This is a genomic window from Pseudomonas sp. NY8896 (genome assembly GCF_039634505.1).
Window position 1 is genome coordinate 1,306,731 of record NZ_CP132350.1, and the last position, 19,736, is coordinate 1,326,466.

Consider the following 19,736-nt stretch of genomic DNA (forward strand, 5'->3'; position numbering starts at 1 on the left):
GTTAGTTCAACCTTTTGAATTCTGCATCGATGGCTTCAGCTTCGTCGCGCCATGCCTGGAAGCGCTGCTGACGCACGCGGCTTTCATCCACGTTGGCCTGAAGTTCTTGTCGACGAGTATTGAGCTGCAGGTAGTCGGGGAAGAACTTTTCTTTGAAGGTTTCGGAGTTCACCAGGTCCAGGAAGTCCTGACGCTGCTGTTCGAAGTTGCTGACAATCTCCGCAACAGACTTCTTGAACGCTTCTTCGCGCTTGTATTGTTCCCAGCTGTCCCAGGCTTCAAGCGCCACGCCGATGAAGGCGAGGGCCCCGTTGGCACCTTTGGCGAACTTCACGGCGCCCCATGGCTTGAACTTCAGATACTTGCCGATATCCATGCCTACCGTCTTGGCAATCGTCGTGAGGCCATCGCGTGCGGCCAGTACCGTGGTGTTATTGATCAGGTTGCCCTTGAGCAGATGGTTGATGCCTTGCTTGCCCAGTGCCTTGACGGTGGTATTGAAGTGGTTGACCTCGCTGTCGAAGCCCACTTGCATCTTCTCGACCTCAAGCGTGATCGACTGGGTCTGGCGGCTGAACTCGTTCTGCAGACGGGTGGAGACGATAATGCCTTCAGCGCCAACCTCACGCTCGAAAAAGTCACCGAAGGTTTCCAGGCTGGAGCCTTTGGCTTGAATGATCAAGTCAGAGAAATAGCGCGTGGCGAAGGCGCGCAGGCTGATGCGTGCCTCCTCGATTTGCTGCCCGGTCACTGCCAGCTGATTGACCAAGCGGTTGTTGAGTTCATCAAGCCTGGCAACCTCCAATGCGACCTTCTCATCGTTCTCGATGGCCACAGGCAATTGGTTGTTGAGCACGTCACGGATGACGCTGACGCGCATTTCGTTGGCCAGCGCGGCGCTGCCACCGTTCTGCTTGATCTTGCCAGTGGTAGCCGTCTGCAACGTAGCGATGTGCGACAGCGCCTTGAATTGCTCAAGGTTGGCTAGCCAGTGCTCGACACCCAAGTCGAAAGGGTTTGCGGCCACGGCGACGATGGACAGTTCGGCGACCTCTTGGTCGCTCAGCCCGATTTGTTCACGAAGCCGACCTGCCACGTTGTCGCGCTTGACTTGCAAGTTGGATTGGTAGTCCTGTTCGTCCTCTACATCGGCCACTTCGTCGAAGCGGCTGAGGACGAACACGGTGCGGGGCAGGAGGTCCAGGGTGCGGAACAACCAGGTCAGGTCATCCTTGTGGCTTTCCTTGATGGGGTTGGTCGAGTTCATCACGTACAGCACCAAGTGCGCTTCGCTCACGTACTTCTTGGTGATGTCCTTGTACTTCTCGAGGGTGTGCGTTTCTGTATTTTCCTGTTGCTTGAAACCGAACAGCCCGGGGGTATCGATTAGCACGAAGTCTTCGCCGACCTCGTAGACCTTCACCTCATTGGAAGACTCCTGGTGGCTGATCTTCATGCTGGACCTGTCCAGCTTTTCCATCCAGGCCGCCGCGATCGAAGTCTTGCCTTCAGAGAAGCCGCCAATCAGCGCGACCTTGAGTTTTTCACCTGACAAACTGTTGATCACATTCTGCAATTTGCCGATCAATGCAGGATCAATCGGTATGCCGGCCTGCGCGCCCTGCCCGAGAAAGCCTTGCAGCCGGTCAAGCAACGTCAATGCGCTCGCCTGTTGGGCCTTGAATGTCTTAAGGGTGTTTTCCATTACAGGTTTCCTGCGATTTCAATTTGGCGGGAGAGGATTTTCAGCCGGTTAGTCGAACGTGACAGCGTGTCTACCTGGTTGGCTGCTTGTTTGGCCGGTGCCTCCAGGGCAAGGTCAAGTTGTTCGATCGTGTCCTGCATATCGTCAAGGGCAGCCGCCAGGCTGGAATGCAGCGTTTCGCGCAATTGCTCGGCAGCGCTGCGCAGGTTATTTTCCAGGGCCTGGCGTTGTTGTGACATTTTGTAGCTTGAGCTGAACGCACCAATAAGGGCTTTGCTGACCGAGACCAGTGCGGCCAGTACCGAGGCACCGACGAACCAGAGGCTGGCGCCGCCAGTGAACGGTGCAGCGGCGATCCCCGCAAGGCTGGCCAACAGGCCCATCACGTTGATGCCGTTATCGATTTTAATGTTGAGCTTGAAATGCTCATTGAAACGCATGCTGCCGAGCTTCGCGTAACTTGCGGTCAGCTCCTGGGCATGCTCTTCAAAGCGTTTGAGAATAGCTTCGGCCGCCTTTTGGAACTTGCCGACCTCTGCGTTCACCGCCTCGGGCAGTTGTTTGCCCAGCAGTGCTTGCTGGCTTTCAAGCTCCTTGGTCAGGGTGCTTTTGAAAGTGTCGTTACTGATATTGGCTTCAATCTGTTTGTAAACGCTGTTGCGCACGTTGCTGGCGAAGTCATCGATCAAGGTTTCGCCACAGGCTTCCAGCCGCTTTTTCAGCGCCTGGAAACTGCTGTTCAGCTGGCTTTTGGCACTTTGCTCTTCCTGAGACAGCTTCCTCGACAGCGCGCTTAACGTTTGCTGCACGCCTGAGAGCGTCGTGGTGGTCTGGTTGAGCGCATCGTTCGCCTTGTTGAAGTTGGCCCGCACGATCTTGGCTTTGCCGTTAAGGATCAACCGATCGCTGAGCATCTGCAGGAAGGCCCGCAGGCGGGATTTTTCCAGCAACTCGTCGGCGCCGAAGTCCTCGAGTGCTTTGCTGCGACGTTTGGCATTCTGCGAGCCGGGTGCAAGGTGGTCGGTCGAGGCGAGGAATGCCGGCAGCGCGCTCAGCGCGAACACCTCCTGATAGTGTTTGCCAAGCTGCTCGCTCATCTTCTCATTCAGCCCGGCAAGGCTGATGTTTTCGTCGTCGGAGGTCAGCGGACGGTTACCCAGAGAGTGCTTGGGGTTGGAGATCTTCTTGTTGAAAATGGTCCAGACTTCGGTTTGCGCCCCCAGGTGCTGTTTGATTTTCTCCAGCGTGCCTTGGTGCTGCCCATCGCCCGTTTGCGGTGGTGCCGGCTGGTTGGTGACATAGAACACGGCGTGAGCGGTTTGCACGGCACGTTCTATCTGGTCGAGTACCAAGCCTTCCTTGCCCTCGATGCCCGGTACATCCAATAGCGCAAATGGCTGGCCGTCCAGCTCGAAGTCGTAGCGCTGTGTCTCTCGTGTGTGGTCGGGCCGCCCGTCACCGATGATTTCACCATCAGCATGACGCTGCAGCTGCGCCACCAGGTCTGCCAGCTGGCTTTCATTCTCCAGGCGCTGCTGGACGAGCGCCTGCTGTTGCTGCGTGACCTGTGCCTGTTGGCTGGCAAGCGCCGAACAGGCTTGGTCGCGTGCCGTTGTCACCTCGCCTAACCGCTGCTCCAGGGCCAAGCGCTCATGGTTCGACCTCTGCTGTTCGGCGTTCAAGGCCGCCGCCGCGCTATCGCGTGCTTGAGTGGTCTCAGTCAGCGACGCGGTGGCTGCATTCAGCTCGACTTCTTCCGGCAATTTCCGGAACAGGCTCATGAGCGTCTGCCAGAGGGAGGCGGTGTTTTTGCGAGTGGCGAGCAGCGTATGCAGGCGGGTAACGGCCGCAAGGGCGTCCCTGTGTGCTTGCTCGTGTTGTTCAAGTGCAGTGCCAAGCCGTTGAGACAGCCCGTTGGATTGCGTGTTGGCCTGGTCGAGGGCGCTGCGGGCCTCGTTGAACGGCAGCTCGAACTGCTGCAGGGTGGCAGTTAACTGCTGCGTCAATTCGCCAAGGCGCGCTTCGGCTTGCTCGATGTCCTGCTGCAGCCGCTGCAGATTATCTTCAGTCACCCCATATTGTTCGCGCAGTTTGCGAAAAGCTTGTTGGCTGGCCCGTTTACCGGGCTCCTGAAGCAGAATGCGCAAGGTTTCGATAAGCGTGGATTTGCCCGCGCCGGTTTCACCATAGAAGGCAATGGTGAATGTGTTCCACTCGGCGTTCTTCTCCAGTTCGGCGAGGCGCATGTACAGGGCTGTGCGGTGCTCACTGAGGCGCTGGAGTGCCTCTTCGCGAGCCAGGTTCAACGTTTCGTCGTCTGCGGGGTTTCTCAGCTCTGCGATGATCAGTGACAGTTCATCGTTGATTTGCTGATAAACGTCACGTGGGCTGTTCAGTTCAAGTTTCATCGACTTTGCTTCGGCGGGTTGCGTGGGGGCGCGGGTTGGTTTTTTGGGTTGAGCGGTGGGTTGAGCAGGCTCGGGTGAGGGCGGTAAGCACGTTTTGAAGCGTGATTTAGTCAGCACCTCGGGCAGCCGCTCCCAGTAATCGGTATGGCCGAAGTCGTCCATCTCGATGCTCTCGAAGTGTTCGACCTCGTTCCGCCCCAGGCAGGTTTCCCCCACGTTCAGCAGCAGAGTCTTGTCCGCCTTCGAATAGGCATTGATCAGTCGCCCCTGGAGCAGCCCCCGCATCTCGCGGGCCTCGAGGGCTGTGACCTCAACGGCCGCGGCCATCAGCAGCACATCGTTGATGGCCAGTTGTTGCCTGTTCGAAAAGTGTTTAAGGCTGCTGATGACCAGTCGGCCGCCGAGCGAGTGGCCGATCAGGTTGATGGTCTTGATCTGTGGATGGTTGTTTAGCAGGTACGCCTGAAGCTGGTCGAGCAAAACCGCGCCCATGCTTTCGGCACGTGCGCGGGCCTGGGTGAAGTTGCCCATCCGGTCCTTGGCCAGCGAGCCCACAAGGCTCAGCGACCCCATGGGAGCGCCGGTGAACGCTGCGCCGGCGCTCAGGCCTGCCGTAGCAAGTTTCCAGGCTGAGGACTTGTCGAACCGAAAGATGTGGTTCGAAGGCCAGAACGCGAAGATATTGGTGTAGTGCTTCAGTTGCTCGGGGATTCGGTCGAGCAAGAACTGCTTGTCTTCATCGCTGTGGCCCGCGCTGTAGCCGTGGATGAAGATGTTGGCTTCTGTGGCGGTGGCGCCGGCAGACCGCGCACTCTGGAAATGGAAGGGGTGGGGCATGAGGGCTTCCTATCCGTGGACGGGCTGCGTTTTGAGCAGCGGGCTTGGAGGGCAGGGGGATGGGGGCCTCGCAGTTGGATACGGCTGGGGGAGGTGTTTGAGGAGAGACTCCCTGGGATTGGGCATCGCTACTTCCTTGTGGGCGTGGGACGGGCGATTGTTGACGTCATTTATGTGGCGAATTTACCTTGTTTTGATGGCTGATTGCCATTGTGGTGGAGGGTGTTTGTAAGGGGGCGACGCGGCAGGGGGGATGGTGGCGGGGGGTTAGGGATGTTGTTGCGTGTGGTTTACGTTGAAGGCGGGGGCCAGGATTATTCGCTGGGCCGGGGTAATCTGAACAGAAGTCATAAGCTATTGATTATAAAACAAAATATCGGTTTGATTTTTTTGTTGGAATGCCATTTGGAATGCCGATAGGATTTGCTTGGTCCTTGGGGGGCTGACACGGTGCTATTGCTAGATCGTTCCTTCACAACCGCTTACCTAGGGTACGTCCGCGAATGTAGCTGACGTCACCCAGGTCGCAGAGCTGCTGCATGCGACGAAAACGCGGTGTACGCGGACGCCGGATATACCGGAGTCGAGAAGCGCGAGGAGCACAAAAGTCGTAAGGTGATCTGGCAGATCGCTGCCCGGCGCGGCACCTATTCCAAGCTCAACAAGCGCGGTCTGATCTACAAGGCCAAGCGTAAAATCGAGTATCTCAAAGCCCAAACGCGCGCCAAGGTCGAGCACCCGTTTCGGATGATCAAGCGCCAGTTTGGATACGTGAAAGTACGCTTTCGCGGGCTGATGAAAAACACGGCTCAGTTGACCACCCTGTTCGCTCTGTCGAACCTGCGGATGGCTCGAAAACACCTGATGAGTATGGGCGAGTCACGCGCTTAATACGGAGAACCGGGCAGAAAACGCCCTCGACGCACGCTGCGTCAGGCTGTTTTCAGCAAATAGCGCTGCGTGCCGAGCAGATTACGACTTGCCGTCACTGCGCAGCAAGTTGATCGAGGCATCCCGAGAGATCGGACTGGCTGATGTGCGCAATGAGCGAGAAATACTAGGTCACTGATTTTCTGGGGTGTCCGTCCGTCACACAGCAGACAGGCCGAACGGCTTGTACAAGACTACGTGGATTGTGCTGCATATGATGCTTTCATCTTTGTTCGCACAGTAGAACTCTGCAGGGCGGAGTGGTGGGATTTGATCTGGATCCTGTCGAATTGCGTCTTCCGGCGGTCGAGTTTCTACGTGAGCTTCTCACCTATACGGAGCGCATCGGTTGCTATTTCCTTATTATCGCAAGTCGGATGAGTGCATGACAGCAACGACATTGAGTCGAGGACCCGAACGCATGGGTAAGGACCGCATCGGCTTTTCAGCCCATGACATTCGCGCCAGAGCCTGGACCATGCTCAACTAGATGGAATCTCGCTCGGACGTGATCGAGCGTGAATTGGCGCATGCCGAGAGGAGCAAAATCCGGACAAGTTATAATCAGGCTAGATATCTCGCCTAGTTTTGTCAGGTGATGCAGTCTTGGGCTTACATGGCCGACGCTATGATCATGAGTTATAAAGCGTTATTGATTTTTTATTTTGGTTTCATAAGGATTTCCTTGGTGGTTGACAACTAAATCCGTAGCGGCAAGTTGGCTTTCGCCCGACTGTAATGAGCTGGTCATGCAATTAGTATGAAATTTCTTGACGCTTACGAGCATATGTTGATGGGTCAGTTGCTACCCTGAGGGTACTTACTTTGCGAGGTATTAAGAATTTGTATCTTTCACTAGCTGCTACCTGGTGATGTTTTCGCCGGTCCAGCCGGCCAGGTGCTGGATCTTTTTTGGCTGAAGTGGCCAATCAATCAAGAGCAGGTTTGGAAAGCTTTGACCGAGTTTTAGCTTTTAAGTATTCTTGGTTGTCTATAGAAAGATAGTCTTTGAGGGTTTTGAACGGAATAAAAGTCGGGTCTAAGTAGTGTTGCCGAACTCGCGGAGCTTTCTCCAAGACTACCTAAAGTGACGGTGCAGTATCTCCCGTAACAGACCTGACGTAATACTTCTGAAAACTTGGTTGTGGCAGAGGTGCTTTCCAAGTATGGGGGTGATTTGGTACCAGTGGCCAGGCTAGAAAAGTCCGTCAGAAGGTGCTGGATGACACGCTAAAGTTTGGTCTTAGTGATTCTCCAAGTCGTATCTTCAGACGTATGAAACCTCGGTTTAGTAAGTAAAGAATATCTAAGATTGCTGGTGTAATTGCATTGTTATGCCGAAACTAAAATTCTTAACCAGTTAGCTATCAAACGGAAATAAAATACTGAGCGCAGGACGCGGTCTATCTTCCGATGATTTTTCGGTTGCAGTACTGATTGGGTGATTTTTAGGAGCTATTCATTGCTCCAGCTCCTGCTCAAGGTAGTGGATTGTTGGTTGTATCTGCCTTTCGTGTATTCGTATGGCGTCTCTTTTGATGATTGAACTTGATTTCAAGAGTGTTGATTTTTTCTTTCTGAAAAGATTTTCGATCTGGTCCTTATGTGGGGTTGGAAGACTTTTCGGGGTGGGGGTTAATGCTTCAATTTGAAGGGTTAATTTGCAGTTTTCGGTTAGAGATTCGCTTAGTTTTTCAGTGAGAGTGATAGCCGCTATTTGATAATCGCCGAGTTGTTTGCGGTGGGACTTGTTTAGCTCGTTGAGTTGGTCGCGGTATTGATTTTTTATTTCAACTCCATTTTTAATTAACCACTCCAGTGTTTCGGTTATGGTGCTGCGTCTTGATTTGGCTAAATTTTCCAGACATTTCTTTGCTGAAGTCGAAAGTATAAAGTTGCTGGGCTTTTTCCCATTTAGGCTTTCTCTCAGTTTCTTTTGGCGCCAGGCGCCTTTCATCTTTTTTAAGAGCTCTCGTATCTCACTGCCTTCAGGCCATTTCTCAGATTCCCTTATAAGCCCGTCGTAGGTGATTTGCTCGGGAATACTTGCTCTGTGATTGTTTAAATATCGAATGGCCCACTTCAGCATGTCTTGGTTGTCTTTTTTTATCCATCCAAGTCTATTTTGTGCCTTTTCCAAGGAATCCCTCGCTAATGCGCTTATTAAAATTAAAGGTTATATAGAGTAATTTTTAATGCGTCGTTACGGAGTGACGTTACGTAGTAGCATAGACTATTCTCCATGTGCTTGAAACAGGGTGTTATTCTACGATTTAATGGCTGCCTTCCTTAAGAGGTGAGGGTGGGTGATGCACTGCGTTCTGTTGGGTCTTGGATTGGCTGGGGTCAGCCCTGAGGCGAAGTTTGTCCTTGTAAGGTTCGTGCAGCTGTACGGGTTGTGGGAGTCGATCACAATCGGGGTTAAGGAGTTAGCCAAGGCCTCAGGTGCTACGGATCGTGTGGTATCTAGCGCTCTGGCTGAATTGGTGGCCGAAGATCTTTTGATACGCACACCTATCGTCTGCGGGCGGGGACGCCCCAAGAGTGGGTATCGGGCGTCAAGTAAGTTGTCTAGGTTGTTAGAAGACGAAAACAAAAAGCTCAATGTGATAAATAGACCGAGAATTGATCACGTACTGAACCCTTCTGCGGAAAATTGTAAGGGTGGCTTGAGTGTTTGTAATCGGTTGCTACTGTCCACTCTGCTTCTATACGCCGATCAATTTGGGATTGTACGGGGAATCGGAGTATCCAGGCTGTCCCAGGCTACTGGTCTGAATCGAGATCGAATAAAGGCCCAGGTGCACAAGCTGATCGCTCTGAGGGTCATGAGAGGGGTGATTCCGGGGGTTGCAACATCTGTTGTATTGGGCGTTTCAAAGTCAGTTTACTTTATTAATTTTCATCATGGGTTTTTTCAAAAAGGTAGTTCGGGAGCGATCGTGCTAACTTTCGTCTCGAAATCCAGTGGGGATTCGGGGGAGATGAGTGAGGTTGCAGCCATCATTGGCTCTGCGGGGCTTGGCAAAGGGCTGGAATTCGAGAGGCATAAAAAGTTTTCTGGAATACTGCCTGATAGCGATAGATTTAATGCGCTGGCGGGGTTGTTTTCTTCTTTAGCCAAGGATAGAAGCTCGTCGAGGGCGCTTCAGGTTAGATTGGAGGAGTACGCGTCAGGGCTACTGTCCAAGCATTGGAAAGCCTTGGAGCTAGGTCAGTTTAATTCTGATGATGAATTGCAGCTGCGAATCAAGAAAGATTTCAGTAAAGGAACGGGCACAGGGCGAGATTTCAAGGATGATGGCTTTCGAAGCGAGCTGTTTTTTGAGTTTGTTTATGTAGTCGCTGTTTTGATGGCTCGGCGTGTGCAGAGTTTGGTTTTAAGTGCTAAGGGTTTTGCGTACGAAATTGCCGGGTTGCAGATCCTGCCGAGTTTTGAGCCCGGTACATACTTTGGGCGGTTTGCTGTTGGCCGGTCTTTGTTGATTGTTCCTGGTAATAGTTTTCGAGCAGGAGAGTGCTATGTCATGAATGAGAGCAATCTTGGCGAGCCTACGTGTGAGAGGTTTTCAAGTGAGGAGGAGATGCCTGAGATTGACCGTTATCGTTTTGGCCTTCTTTTTCAGGTTCATACTCCCACGCGCTATCGGTATCGGGGGGTAAATCGCTCTGTATGCCAGTAATGGTCAGTAACTCTTTACCGGCCTCCTAGGGATGGTCTGAAGTAGCCCCTGTTTTCCGGCTACTTCGCCATCGACACTTTCAAAAAACGGTAGCCGCTCAAATCCCGGTCAAACCTGCCGTCTATTTCAGCCTTTTTTGCCGCTGCAAGCACCTCGCAGCAGTCACTTCACTCTTCACGGACGCACCTCTCCTGCATTGGAGAGCAAATGTCGACGCGCCATCCAAATGTTCGACAGGGCGAACAGCGTCACCATCTGAGCAGTGTTTTTCACCAAGCCTCGGAAGCGCACTTTCGTATAACCAAACTGGCGCTTGATCACCCGAAATGGATGCTCAACCTTGGAGCGAACCTGGGCCTTGGCTCTTTCGATCTTACGTATCGCTTTGTATAACGCGCTGCGGTTACCGTGCTTTTTGTAAGTGCTGCGCCGGGCTGCAATCTGCCAGATGACTTGGCGCCCCTCATGCTCTTCACGCTTCTCTACACCGGTATAGCCCGCATCAGCGCAGACCACGTTCTCACCACCGTGCAGCAGTTTGTCGACTTGGGTTACGTCCGCGACGTTGGCCGCAGTGACCACCACGCTGTGCACAAGCCCGGACTCATCGTCGACACCAATGTGAGCTTTGGCACCGAAGTAATACTGGTTGCCCTTCTTGGTCTGATGCATTTCCGGGTCGCGTTTGCCGTCCTTGTTCTTGGTCGAACTGGGCGCATGAATCAGAGTGGCATCGACGATGGTGCCTTGTCGCAGTGACAAGCCACGGTCGCCCAAATAGCCATTGATCACGCCGAGAATACCGGTGGCCAACTCATGCTTTTCCAGCAGGCGACGGAAGTTGAGGATGGTGGTTTCATCCGGGATTCGCTCCAGGCTCAGACCGGAAAACTGGCGCAGGATCGTCGTCTCGTACAGCGCCTCTTCCATCGCCGGATCGCTGTAACCGAACCAGTTCTGCATTAGATGAATCCGCAGCATCGCCATCAGCGGATAGGCTGGACGGCCCCCTTCGCCCTTTGGGTAATGAGGTTTGATCAGAGCAATCAAACCCTCCCAGGGTACGACCCGATCCATCTCTATCAGGAACAGCTCCTTGCGGGTCTGCTTGCGCTTACCGGCGTACTCGGCATCGGCGAAGGTCATTTGTTTCATCATCGAAAAGCTCGGCGATTGGTGTCCGGGGATTTTGCCAAATCAGGAAGTCTTTTTCAGGATTTCCCTAGATCCTGTGTACGGATTTGAGGAGTTGGTCATGCGCATACTTCGAATGAAAACGGTTATTGAAATTACTGGTCTGGCCCGATCTACGGTGTATAAGTACGTTGCTGAAGGGATATTTCCGAAGCCTATTTCGTTAGGCGGGCGCTCTGTTGGCTGGTTGGAGTCAGAGGTTCATTCCTGGATTCAGTCTAGGCTAGTTGAGCGAAATTAGTAGGTCTTGATGGGCTTGTTCTTGGCAGCTGGTCTGCTTCTTGTTTGCTTTGTTTTCTTTCAATGAAAACATCATGTCCGGTTGACTCCCGGACATGATGTTTTTTTGCCGGACCTTTTGGTGGCGTTGTTTTTCTGGCTCTGAACAGGAATGCTTTAACTTTCTCTAGGGTTTATGCTTTTGGAGCTTTCGGTGCGGGTAGTATGCTTTAGTGTTCTAAGCACTACTGTTTAATAACTCCTGCCTATCACTCATGCAGGGCCTGATATTGAATCATTAGGTTAAGGTCATAGATGTCCCTCTAACTGGTATCTATCATGAATGTCTACTTTATACCTTGCGGTTGGCAGTATGGTTTAGGTGATCGATATTGAACTTTGGTATCTGCGTGATGAGCTCGTTGAGGTCTAGCTCAATGGGTTGCGGTGAACGTGTAAATAACTATCAAGCCGACTGAAGATATGAACTTCAGTAGAGTAGGTAGTAACCATGCGTCGTTTTTCAGAGAACCGTAATCTTCGTTTGTACTCAGCAGATACTTTTCAGGGCCTGCCGATAATGGGTGAAAAAGGCCCTTTTATCCTTGGATACCTTGAAGCCCTGAGTCGCACCATCAAACTTGCACTTGATCAGTATCCTAGGGTGATTGCGTTCAGGGTGGACCTGCGTCTTCCGCGTTTTGGGGGTATTCCGGATGATGCGTTGTCAAACCGTGTGATTAGTAGGTTCATCGAGTCGTTCAAAGCAAAAATTGAGCACAATCGTGAGAAAGCACGTGAGCAGAACAAGTACGCCCATGACTGCAGGGTACGTTACGTATGGGCGAGAGAGAGGAGCGAGGCAGGGCGACAGCATTACCACCTGCTGATCCTGCTCAACAGGGACGCCTACTACACAATCGGGCGGTTGCAGCCACAGAGGCCGAACATGATCAGCCGCATGCAGGAGGCTTGGGCCAGTGCGTTGAAGTGCGAGGTTGAGCAAGTGAGGGGCTTGGTACATATCCCGTCTAATGCGGAATACCGAGTAGACCGGGAGGTCCGGCCAGGGAATGTGGATTACTTACCTGATCTGTTTCATCGTGCCAGCTACCTTTGTAAAGCTGCGACGAAGCGTTATGGGGAGGGCGCTCATGGCTTCGGATTCAGCCGAGGATAGAGGGTAAGTAGCTTGTTCCCAGTCCAGCCCTCAGGAAGGCAAACTGACCTGAGGGCTTGGAGGGCTTTGTCACTGAGGACAAATTCGAGCCCTGAATTCAAATTCTTGTTGCGTTGACTTCCTACAGGCAAAGCATTCGCGCATATTCAAACGCGTGTGAACGCCTTCCACTCAGTGTAAGCAGCAAGCGGAATCACTTGGTTTGTCACCGGTCATCGCGGGATTGGAATGTGGTCTGCCTAAGCAACAACCGGATAACAAGCATCACCCCATAGCGTTTCCGGGTTATCCAACATCAGCAAAATAATCACAGGCACCAGCTTGCCGAGGAGGTTCGAGCAGTCGCGCAGTTGATCCCGGTTCACACTGCTGTTCCAGGTTGCGCCCCCATGCATTACCTGGTTACGCAATGTATAGATTCGATTGAACAGAACACCGAGTACTGCTGGGGTATTGCGGTTGGCTAACGCTTGCTGCGCTGCTCGTCGACCGCTGGCAAACCGCTCGGTCCACTGTTGCTCGCTGATCTTGCCGTTCTGGTTGTCCCAGAAACTCTGAAATACGTAGGGGTTGTCCAGCAATGCGCGGATACTGCCTGAGAACTCGGACCAGACCAGGTTCTCGATCAGGTTGGCTGTGTCTAGCGCACAGAGTTTGTCCAGGAACGCCTTGAACGTGGACTGCTCGGAAAGTCGGAACTGCTCATCAATGTCCGTGGCATAGGCAGAGTTGAAGGCGATCCACAGAAAGATAAAGCGCCCATCAAGATCATCCGCCTGCTCGGCGCGATTCAGCCAGCTTAATGCGCGATGAACGCGCAAGGTGAGGTTGGGATGGTGGCCTTCACGTTCCTGGCGGTGACGGGCTTTGAGTGCTTGATGGTCCATTAAGTGCCGATCCTTGAAGTCGTGGGCGGTCGGTAAAGAGGTAGCGTGTGCCTGAAAACTTTACAGGTGGCCGGGCCAATCGCCGCTGGCGTTGAAAAGCGTCTATTCAGGGCATTAGAACCTGCTCAATTTGTTTACCTGTATGAACAGACAACGTGGACGTGGCCTGCCATTTTGCTTAGGGTATGGCCATTCGACATTGCCCGCAAGGCGGCCTGCATGAAGCGTGAACAGTTCCTGGCACAACCCGAAGTGGAATCTTTCGTTGCATGGCTGGCAGCCAACTTGCCGGCGCTCACGTTCAAGCTGCGCTTCAAGTCCAGCAAGTTTGTACCTGGCGGTTTGACGGTTGAAGTCCAGGGGATTGAGCGGGTACTTGAGCACTATCGCTGGAAGGCAAGCTGGCACGACTCCAACCAGAGTGTGGTTGAGTCTGAAACCTGGGCTGAAACCCAACGCTCTTTGGGGCAACTGCGTGAGTGGCTGACGAGTGCGGTCAACGCTGGTGATGAGCAACAAGCGCTTCAGGCGTGTTTGCAGATTCTTCGTTGGGGCGGCGTGCGGGGCGCCATTCCGTTCTTGCACCGGTTGGAGGCCAAAGCCGAGTTGTCGGGCTACCTGAAAAAGATGGCCGGACTCATGACGCTCGACGGTGACAATGACCTGGATGACCTCGACGCTAGCAGTGTCGAGCGTTTCGATTCTGGCCTGACCAAGATTCACGCCTTGCTCGATTTGTCTGGTTCTCCAATCTATGACAGCCGTGTGGGCGCTGCGATTGCCATGTTGTATTCGCTGTTTCGCCAGCAGTGGGCGGGGCGTGGTAAACCCTTGCTGATGTTCCCGTCCGGCGGCGCGCGAGGCAGCCAGATCCGCAACCCGGGAGCGTTCTTGAACAGCGTGGCGGCGCCGCAGTTTTCGACGATCGACTATGCCGAGTGGGCGCGTTGGCAAGTGCGCTTGGGCTGGATTATTCGAGCGCTGCTCGAGCGTACCAATTGGTTTGCTGGGCAAGGGACTCTCCCCGCGCGTTACCATGCCTTCGAGGCCAGCCTGTTCATGCTTGGCTATGACCTTCGCTGCTTTGGTCTGGCGCTGGCGTCTAATTCCATAGCGGGTAAGCCAGAAGTCGAGGCGCAGGACTGCGAGCGTGGAGGCAATAATTGGGTGCCCACGGGGCATCCTTTCAGCCAGGTTCTCAAGGATTATCTGGCCTTCCGCTACAGCGGTGCTCTCGATAACAAAACCTCGTTTGTTGAATGGCTGGTGGCCCAGCCGCGTGACGAGAAGCCGCTCACGCGTACCACTGCACAGGGCTACTGTTTCCCGTTTTCCATTGAAGAGTTCGACTTGTTCGGCCGACCGCTTGCACAGCTTGAGCGCATCGTTGCCGGTGGTGAGGACGGATTGCGTGCGGCCCTGGCTACCGAGGCCCTCGAGCCGTTCACAGTCGGTGATGAGCGCGTCAGTGTCTGCTTGGTGGATGTGTTGATCACGGGCAACGCGTATGCGCGAGCGACGACCGACAAGGATCGTGTCGACTACATCGTGAGTGCCGGCTATGCCGGTACCGAGAACTCTGCAAGGACACTCATGGCCCTGGGGCGTAACGTGGGCAAGCACTTCGGCCTGCTTGATGCGCAGCACTCGCCAACGAGTCTGTTCGAGCAGTTTTACCAGGACTGCTCGCTCGACGCCTGAGCAACACACGCAACATTTGCGCAGCACCATGTGCCCCTTGGCCTTTCACAGGGTGGAATACAACCATGCAAACCCGGAACGGCGTTCAGTTGTATTCCGCCTCAGACATCTGTGGTTTTCTGGAGTGCCAGCACCTAACGGCACTGGACCTTCAGCATCTTGTTGCCCCTATGGAAAAAGCGCCGGCAAGCGAGCAGAACCGCCTGATCCAGGGCAAGGGGCTCGCTCATGAAGCGACGTTTCTTGAACGACTCAAACGCGAAAATGCTCACGTAGTCGACATTGCCGAGGGCAATCCGAGTTTCGCGCGGCGGGTGGAACTGACCATTGAGGCCATGAAGGCTGGTGCGGACATCATCTTCCAGGCTTCGCTCCAGGAAGGTGCCTTTATTGGGCATGCCGACTTCCTGCGTAAGGTGCCGCGGGCGTCGACGCTGGGCGATCATAGCTATGAGGTGATCGACACCAAGCTGGCCAAGTCTGCAAAGGCCAAGTTCCTTGTACAGGTTGCGCTTTACTCGCGAATGCTGATTGCGATCCAGGGCATACAGCCGCAGTTCATGTATGTCGTACTGGGTGATTCTGCGCGTACGGAGCAGGCGTTTCGGGTCGCTGACTACGCCGATTATCTGGAGCAAGTGCTGCAGCGTTTCACGGCGTTCGTGAACAGTCACGGACAACCTGTGACGTACCCGGAGCCATGCGGGCATTGCGGGTTTTGTGTGTGGCGCGATCGCTGTGACGAACAACGGCTGCAAGACGATCACCTCTCGGCAGTCGCCGGCATCAGCCGATCGCAAATCAAGAAATTGCAGGCTGGTGGTGTGACCACATTGCAGCAGTTGGCGAACAGTACCGATGACTTGCGCATCCCCAAGTTGCAAGTGGAGTCGCTGGGCAAGTTGCGCCATCAGGCACGTTTGCAGTTCCAGGGGCGCTCCAGCGATGGCCCGTTGTTCGAGTTTCTGCCGGTCGTGGGGAAGAGGCGTGGTTTTAACCGAATGCCCACGGCGGTTGAGGGCGATCTGTTCTTCGACATGGAGGGCAATCCGCTGGAGGAGGGCGGCCTGGAATATCTCTTCGGTCTGTATATCGACGAAGGTGGCCAGCAATCCTTCAAACCTTTCTGGGCCCATAGCCGAGAGGCAGAAAAGATCGCGTTCGAGCAGTTCATCGACTGGGTCATCGCTCACCTCAAGCGTTACCCCAGCGCACATATCTACCACTATGCCAGCTATGAAGAGACGGCCATCAAGCGCCTGATGAGCCAGCACGGTACACGCGAGGCACAAGTGGACTGGTTGCTGCGCAACGGCAAGCTGATCGACCTCTACAAGGTTGTGCGCGAAGCGATCCGGGTGTCTGAGCCCAGCTACTCGATCAAGAACATCGAGCATTTTTACATGGGGCAGCGAGACGGCGACGTTACCAATGCCGGTGCGAGCATCGTGTTTTATGAGCGTTGGAAAGAGACTGGCGAGTCGGCGTTGCTCAAGCAGATCGAGCGGTACAACGAAGACGACGTGCTATCCACCTATCTTCTGCGCAACTGGCTTTTGAGCATTAAACCGTCGGATGCGAGCGCTCTCTCCGAGCCTGAAACAGAAAGCGAGAAAGCTGTAGCGGAACAAAAGGAGATTGAGGTTCGTCTGGAAAGCTATCGCGATCGTTTGCTCGCTGGCTTGCCCGCCGCCGAATGTGCCCTGAGCGAAGCGGATCAAGTCAGGTTGCTCACCTTCCAGCTGCTCGACTTCCACCGTCGGGCAGACAAGCCGACATGGTGGCAGTTGTTCAGCCGTCAGGACATGACCACTGAGGAGCTGCTGGAGGATATCGAGAGCCTGGCCGGTTTGCGGCGTACAAAAACGCCGCCCGAACCGATCAAGAAATCATTTCTGTTTGAATACAGTTTCGAACCTCAAGAAAGCAAGATGCGCACGGGTTCCCAAGGCGTCATCACCGAGTCCCTGGCCAATGTGCAGTTGGTTAACCTGGACAGTAACGCGTGTCTGGCGATGTTCAAAGCCACCGCGAACAAAGCGCCACCGGATGACTTCGACATGATTCCCGGCAGGCCGATTCCATCGACTTCGCTGCGCGAGGCACTGTTTCGCTATGCCGACAGCGTCCTGGCCGGTGAGCAGCGCTTCCAGGCGGTGTCGGACTTTCTCCATCGATGCGCTCCGCGGGTGAAAGACGTCCAGCCGGGTGCGCCACTACTGGATCCACGCCTGACGACGACGGATGCCATCAAGCAGGTGGTACGCAATCTTGAGAACAGCGTGCTGTTTATTCAAGGGCCGCCGGGTGCCGGCAAGACCTACACGGGCTCGCACGTGATTGTTGACCTGCTCAAAGCAGGCAAGCGCATCGGTGTGACCTCCAATTCGCACTATGCCATCAACAACCTGTTGTCTGCTGTTGAGTCTCGTGCACAAGCAGAGGGCGTTGCATTCAAGGGGTTGAAAAAGTCATCGGAGGGAGAGGGCACTGAGTTCACTGGTTGCTGCATTCGCTCCATCGAAGACAAAAAGGATTTCCTTGATGCCTGGGGGCCGGGAATTGACCTGACTGCGGGTACTGCCTGGCTATTTGCCGACGAGACCTTCACCGAGGCGTTGGATTACCTCTTCATCGACGAGGCCGGTCAAGTGAGCGTGGCGAACCTGGTTACCATGGGCATTGCGGCACGCAACATCGTCTTGATGGGCGACCAGATGCAATTGTCGCAACCAGTGCAAGGCGTGCACCCTGGCCGTTCCGGTGACTCTATCCTCGATTATCTGCTGGATGGCACGCCCACCATTGCGCCTGATCGTGGGGTGTTTCTGGCGCAAACCTGGCGGATGCATCCGCACGTTTGCTCATTCATTTCTCATGCGGTGTACGAAGGTCAACTGTCGTCGGCACCAGGAACCGAGCGGCAGGTGTTGCGACTGGATGGCCAGCGGCCAGATGTACCGGGCAGCGGACTGATGTTTTGCTCTGTGGAGCACGACGGCAACGGCCAGAGTTCCGATGAAGAAGCCGCGTACATCAAAGCGCTGTACACGTACTTTCTGCAGCAGCGCTATGTGGATAACACCGGCGAGGAGCACGCTGTGTCTCTCGAAAACATCCTGGTCGTGGCGCCCTATAATTTGCAGGTACAGCTGTTGAAGCAGGTGCTGCCGGCGGGTGCGCGCGTCGGCACTGTGGATAAGTTTCAGGGGCAAGAGGCAGAGATTGTCATCGTCTCGATGGCGACGTCGAATGAAGACTACCTGCCCAGGGACATCGGCTTCCTGTACTCGAAAAACCGTTTGAATGTAGCGGTCAGCCGGGCGAAGTCGCTAGCTTGTATTGTCGCCAGTCCTGATCTGACGGCCATTCGTTGCCAGACGCCGCAAGACATGAACTTGGTCAACGGCTTGTGCATGGCGGTCAGGTACGGAACGCTCGACGAAACCCGTCAATCCCAAGAGGTTTTGCTATGAAAAATCTGTTCGCAATTATCGGTGTTATCGTCGTTGCCAAGAAGGGCTACGAGTTTGTCCGTGAATACATGGAGATGAAACAGGAGCTGGACCGACGTGCTTCCGATTCGGCCTGACAAACGCCGATAACGTCGACAACTCCGTCCTTTTTCTGCTTCCAACGGGTGTCTGCTTGGGCCAAGTTGGCGCGACCGTTCAGCTAAGGTCCCATTTCAATGCGAGGTTCGTGATGTGTAATGACCAAGGGGATGGTCACTCGGATGACCCAGGTCCCGCGCAAGTTAGAACCGAGGATGAGGTCGAATACAGCGAGGAATTCGCCGCCATGATCCTGGAGCAGGAGGCGAAGGGCTGCTTTCAGGAAATTGATGTCGATGACATGCTCGCTCTGCTCGACCGCATGATCATCGAGGCCCAAGGCGTGGGGCGGAAACTACAGTGACTGGGGACAAACCTGACTGTTGATACAGATGTCGTCAGCCGGTTTGGCTGAAATCCTCGACGGCTGGATCTCTTCTTGGCTGGCCGCTAGTGAGTCGTTCTCCGAATAGGGTTGAGCAGATACACCTGCGGCTGAACGAGCACGAGCCGGCCATCGACGAGGGGCGTCATGCCCCTCGTCTCGGAGATTTGAGCGTCAGTCATTCATCAGCCACGGCCTCAATTCCTTGAGGTTGCTCACTACAACTTGCTGGGCTTCAGGGCTCGTCGCCAGGTTGCGCGGGTCGATCTGATAACGCTGCAACACATACTTCACCAAGGCCCTGCGGCTGGGCACCACCAATTGTCCTTGCGTCATCCCGAAGTCGGTTTCGATGATTGCCTTCTGCGCCTCGTTCAATCGCCCATCGGGCTCGAAGATAACCGGAATCTCGACATTCCAGTCTTCATCCAGCTCCCGTGTATTCGGCGATTCGTCTAGCAGGTCCGGCTGCCCGCGCAGACGGCTTAGCACGAAGTCGCGGTACTGGCCATTCTTTTCGCAGTAGGCCCGCACATGCCAGCGCATGCCGGTGTACACCAGCGTGTGAGGGGCGATGAGGCGAACCTCTACGTTCGGGGTATTGAACGACACGTACTCGGTTTCCAGGCGCAGGCCTTCGCGGCAGGCCTTGAGCAAGGGGCGCAGAATCTCCGGTCGAATGGGGCGATCGGGCACTTCCAACACCTTGGTGTGCGCATAGGCCAGTGCCAATCCATCAATGTGCGGGGCACGCTCATTGTTCTGATAGAGCAGGTGCAAATAGGCGCTGGCACTGTCGTCGATGAACAGGGGTTTGAACTGCTTGCTCGGCACATACCCCTTGAGCTGCTTGTCATATGTCAAGTTTTTGGGCGCATGCTCGGTGATGTAGGTATTGATGTCCTTGGATGCCTGCTGGCGGCTGATGCCAAAGCTCTGCATCAAGTGCCCCGTGGTCAGCCTGCCTTCCCACCAGGCAACGGTCTCGATCAAACGATAGCGAAGTGCCAGGTCCCAGCGTACCTGTTCAACAGATTGCTTGCGTTTCATACC

12 protein-coding genes and 1 pseudogene are annotated in these 19,736 nt (G+C 54.4%); 7 read left to right on the plus strand and 6 right to left on the minus strand.

Annotated elements, in window-relative coordinates; all coding sequences use genetic code 11:
• Nucleotide 1 precedes the first annotated feature (1 nt).
• Together Q9451_RS05845 and Q9451_RS05850 are read right to left on the minus strand one after the other, a co-directional pair.
• A complete protein-coding gene (locus Q9451_RS05845; protein ID WP_012274285.1) occupies nt 2–1,705 on the minus strand; it encodes a LeoA/HP0731 family dynamin-like GTPase in 1,704 nt (567 codons plus the stop codon).
• Nucleotides 1,705–4,950, minus strand: a complete 3,246-nt coding sequence (locus tag Q9451_RS05850; RefSeq protein ID WP_012274284.1) for a DUF726 domain-containing protein — start codon at nt 4,948–4,950, stop codon at nt 1,705–1,707. Before Q9451_RS05850 ends, Q9451_RS05845 begins: the two co-directional genes overlap by 1 nt.
• 490 nt (nt 4,951–5,440) lie before the next feature.
• Between Q9451_RS05850 and Q9451_RS05855 the strand changes: the two are divergent.
• A pseudogene (locus Q9451_RS05855) lies at nt 5,441–5,841 on the plus strand (transposase); the annotation flags it as partial.
• 1,498 nt (nt 5,842–7,339) lie between these two features.
• Here Q9451_RS05855 and Q9451_RS05860 read toward each other — a convergent pair.
• Nucleotides 7,340–8,020, minus strand: a complete 681-nt coding sequence (locus Q9451_RS05860) for a hypothetical protein (protein WP_181126772.1) — start codon at nt 8,018–8,020, stop codon at nt 7,340–7,342.
• A 661-nt stretch (nt 8,021–8,681) separates the two neighbouring features.
• Here Q9451_RS05860 and Q9451_RS05865 point away from each other — a divergent pair.
• Nucleotides 8,682–9,563: a hypothetical protein gene (locus tag Q9451_RS05865; protein ID WP_181126771.1), complete on the plus strand. Its 882-nt coding sequence runs from the start codon at nt 8,682–8,684 to the stop codon at nt 9,561–9,563.
• A 174-nt stretch (nt 9,564–9,737) separates the two neighbouring features.
• Here the strand turns inward: Q9451_RS05865 and Q9451_RS05870 are convergent, their stop codons facing one another.
• Nucleotides 9,738–10,718 (minus strand): IS5-like element ISPa26 family transposase, encoded by a 981-nt coding sequence (locus tag Q9451_RS05870; RefSeq protein WP_024086516.1) that lies wholly within the window; start codon nt 10,716–10,718, stop codon nt 9,738–9,740.
• Nucleotides 10,719–10,818: 100 nt separating this feature from the next.
• Here Q9451_RS05870 and Q9451_RS05875 point away from each other — a divergent pair, with 100 nt between their 5' ends.
• Nucleotides 10,819–10,998 (plus strand): AlpA family transcriptional regulator, encoded by a 180-nt coding sequence (locus tag Q9451_RS05875; RefSeq protein ID WP_023442851.1) that lies wholly within the window; start codon nt 10,819–10,821, stop codon nt 10,996–10,998.
• Between the two features lie 489 nt (nt 10,999–11,487).
• Nucleotides 11,488–12,156, plus strand: a complete 669-nt coding sequence (locus Q9451_RS05880; RefSeq protein WP_024947928.1) for an inovirus Gp2 family protein — start codon at nt 11,488–11,490, stop codon at nt 12,154–12,156.
• 239 nt (nt 12,157–12,395) lie between these two features.
• On the opposite strand, the gene Q9451_RS05885 is transcribed toward Q9451_RS05880, so the two are convergent.
• Nucleotides 12,396–13,043 (minus strand): HEPN domain-containing protein, encoded by a 648-nt coding sequence (locus tag Q9451_RS05885; protein ID WP_033968774.1) that lies wholly within the window; start codon nt 13,041–13,043, stop codon nt 12,396–12,398.
• Between the two features lie 45 nt (nt 13,044–13,088).
• Between Q9451_RS05885 and Q9451_RS05890 the strand changes: the two genes are divergently transcribed.
• From Q9451_RS05890 to Q9451_RS05900, 3 genes are all read left to right on the plus strand, one after another.
• The gene (locus Q9451_RS05890; RefSeq protein ID WP_308811987.1) at nt 13,089–14,744 is read left to right on the plus strand and encodes a hypothetical protein; all 1,656 of its coding nucleotides are present in this window, start codon (nt 13,089–13,091) and stop codon (nt 14,742–14,744) included.
• A 65-nt stretch (nt 14,745–14,809) separates the two neighbouring features.
• Complete coding sequence (locus tag Q9451_RS05895) at nt 14,810–18,220, plus strand: TM0106 family RecB-like putative nuclease (protein ID WP_181126770.1); 3,411 nt, start codon at nt 14,810–14,812, stop codon at nt 18,218–18,220.
• Between the two features lie 229 nt (nt 18,221–18,449).
• Complete coding sequence (locus Q9451_RS05900; protein ID WP_024947248.1) at nt 18,450–18,662, plus strand: hypothetical protein; 213 nt, start codon at nt 18,450–18,452, stop codon at nt 18,660–18,662.
• Nucleotides 18,663–18,857: 195 nt separating this feature from the next.
• Here Q9451_RS05900 and Q9451_RS05905 read toward each other — a convergent pair whose 3' ends face one another.
• Nucleotides 18,858–19,733 carry a WYL domain-containing protein gene (locus tag Q9451_RS05905; protein ID WP_024947249.1) on the minus strand — a complete coding sequence of 292 codons (876 nt, stop codon included), beginning with the start codon at nt 19,731–19,733 and terminating at the stop codon, nt 18,858–18,860.
• Nucleotides 19,734–19,736: the final 3 nt, after the last annotated feature.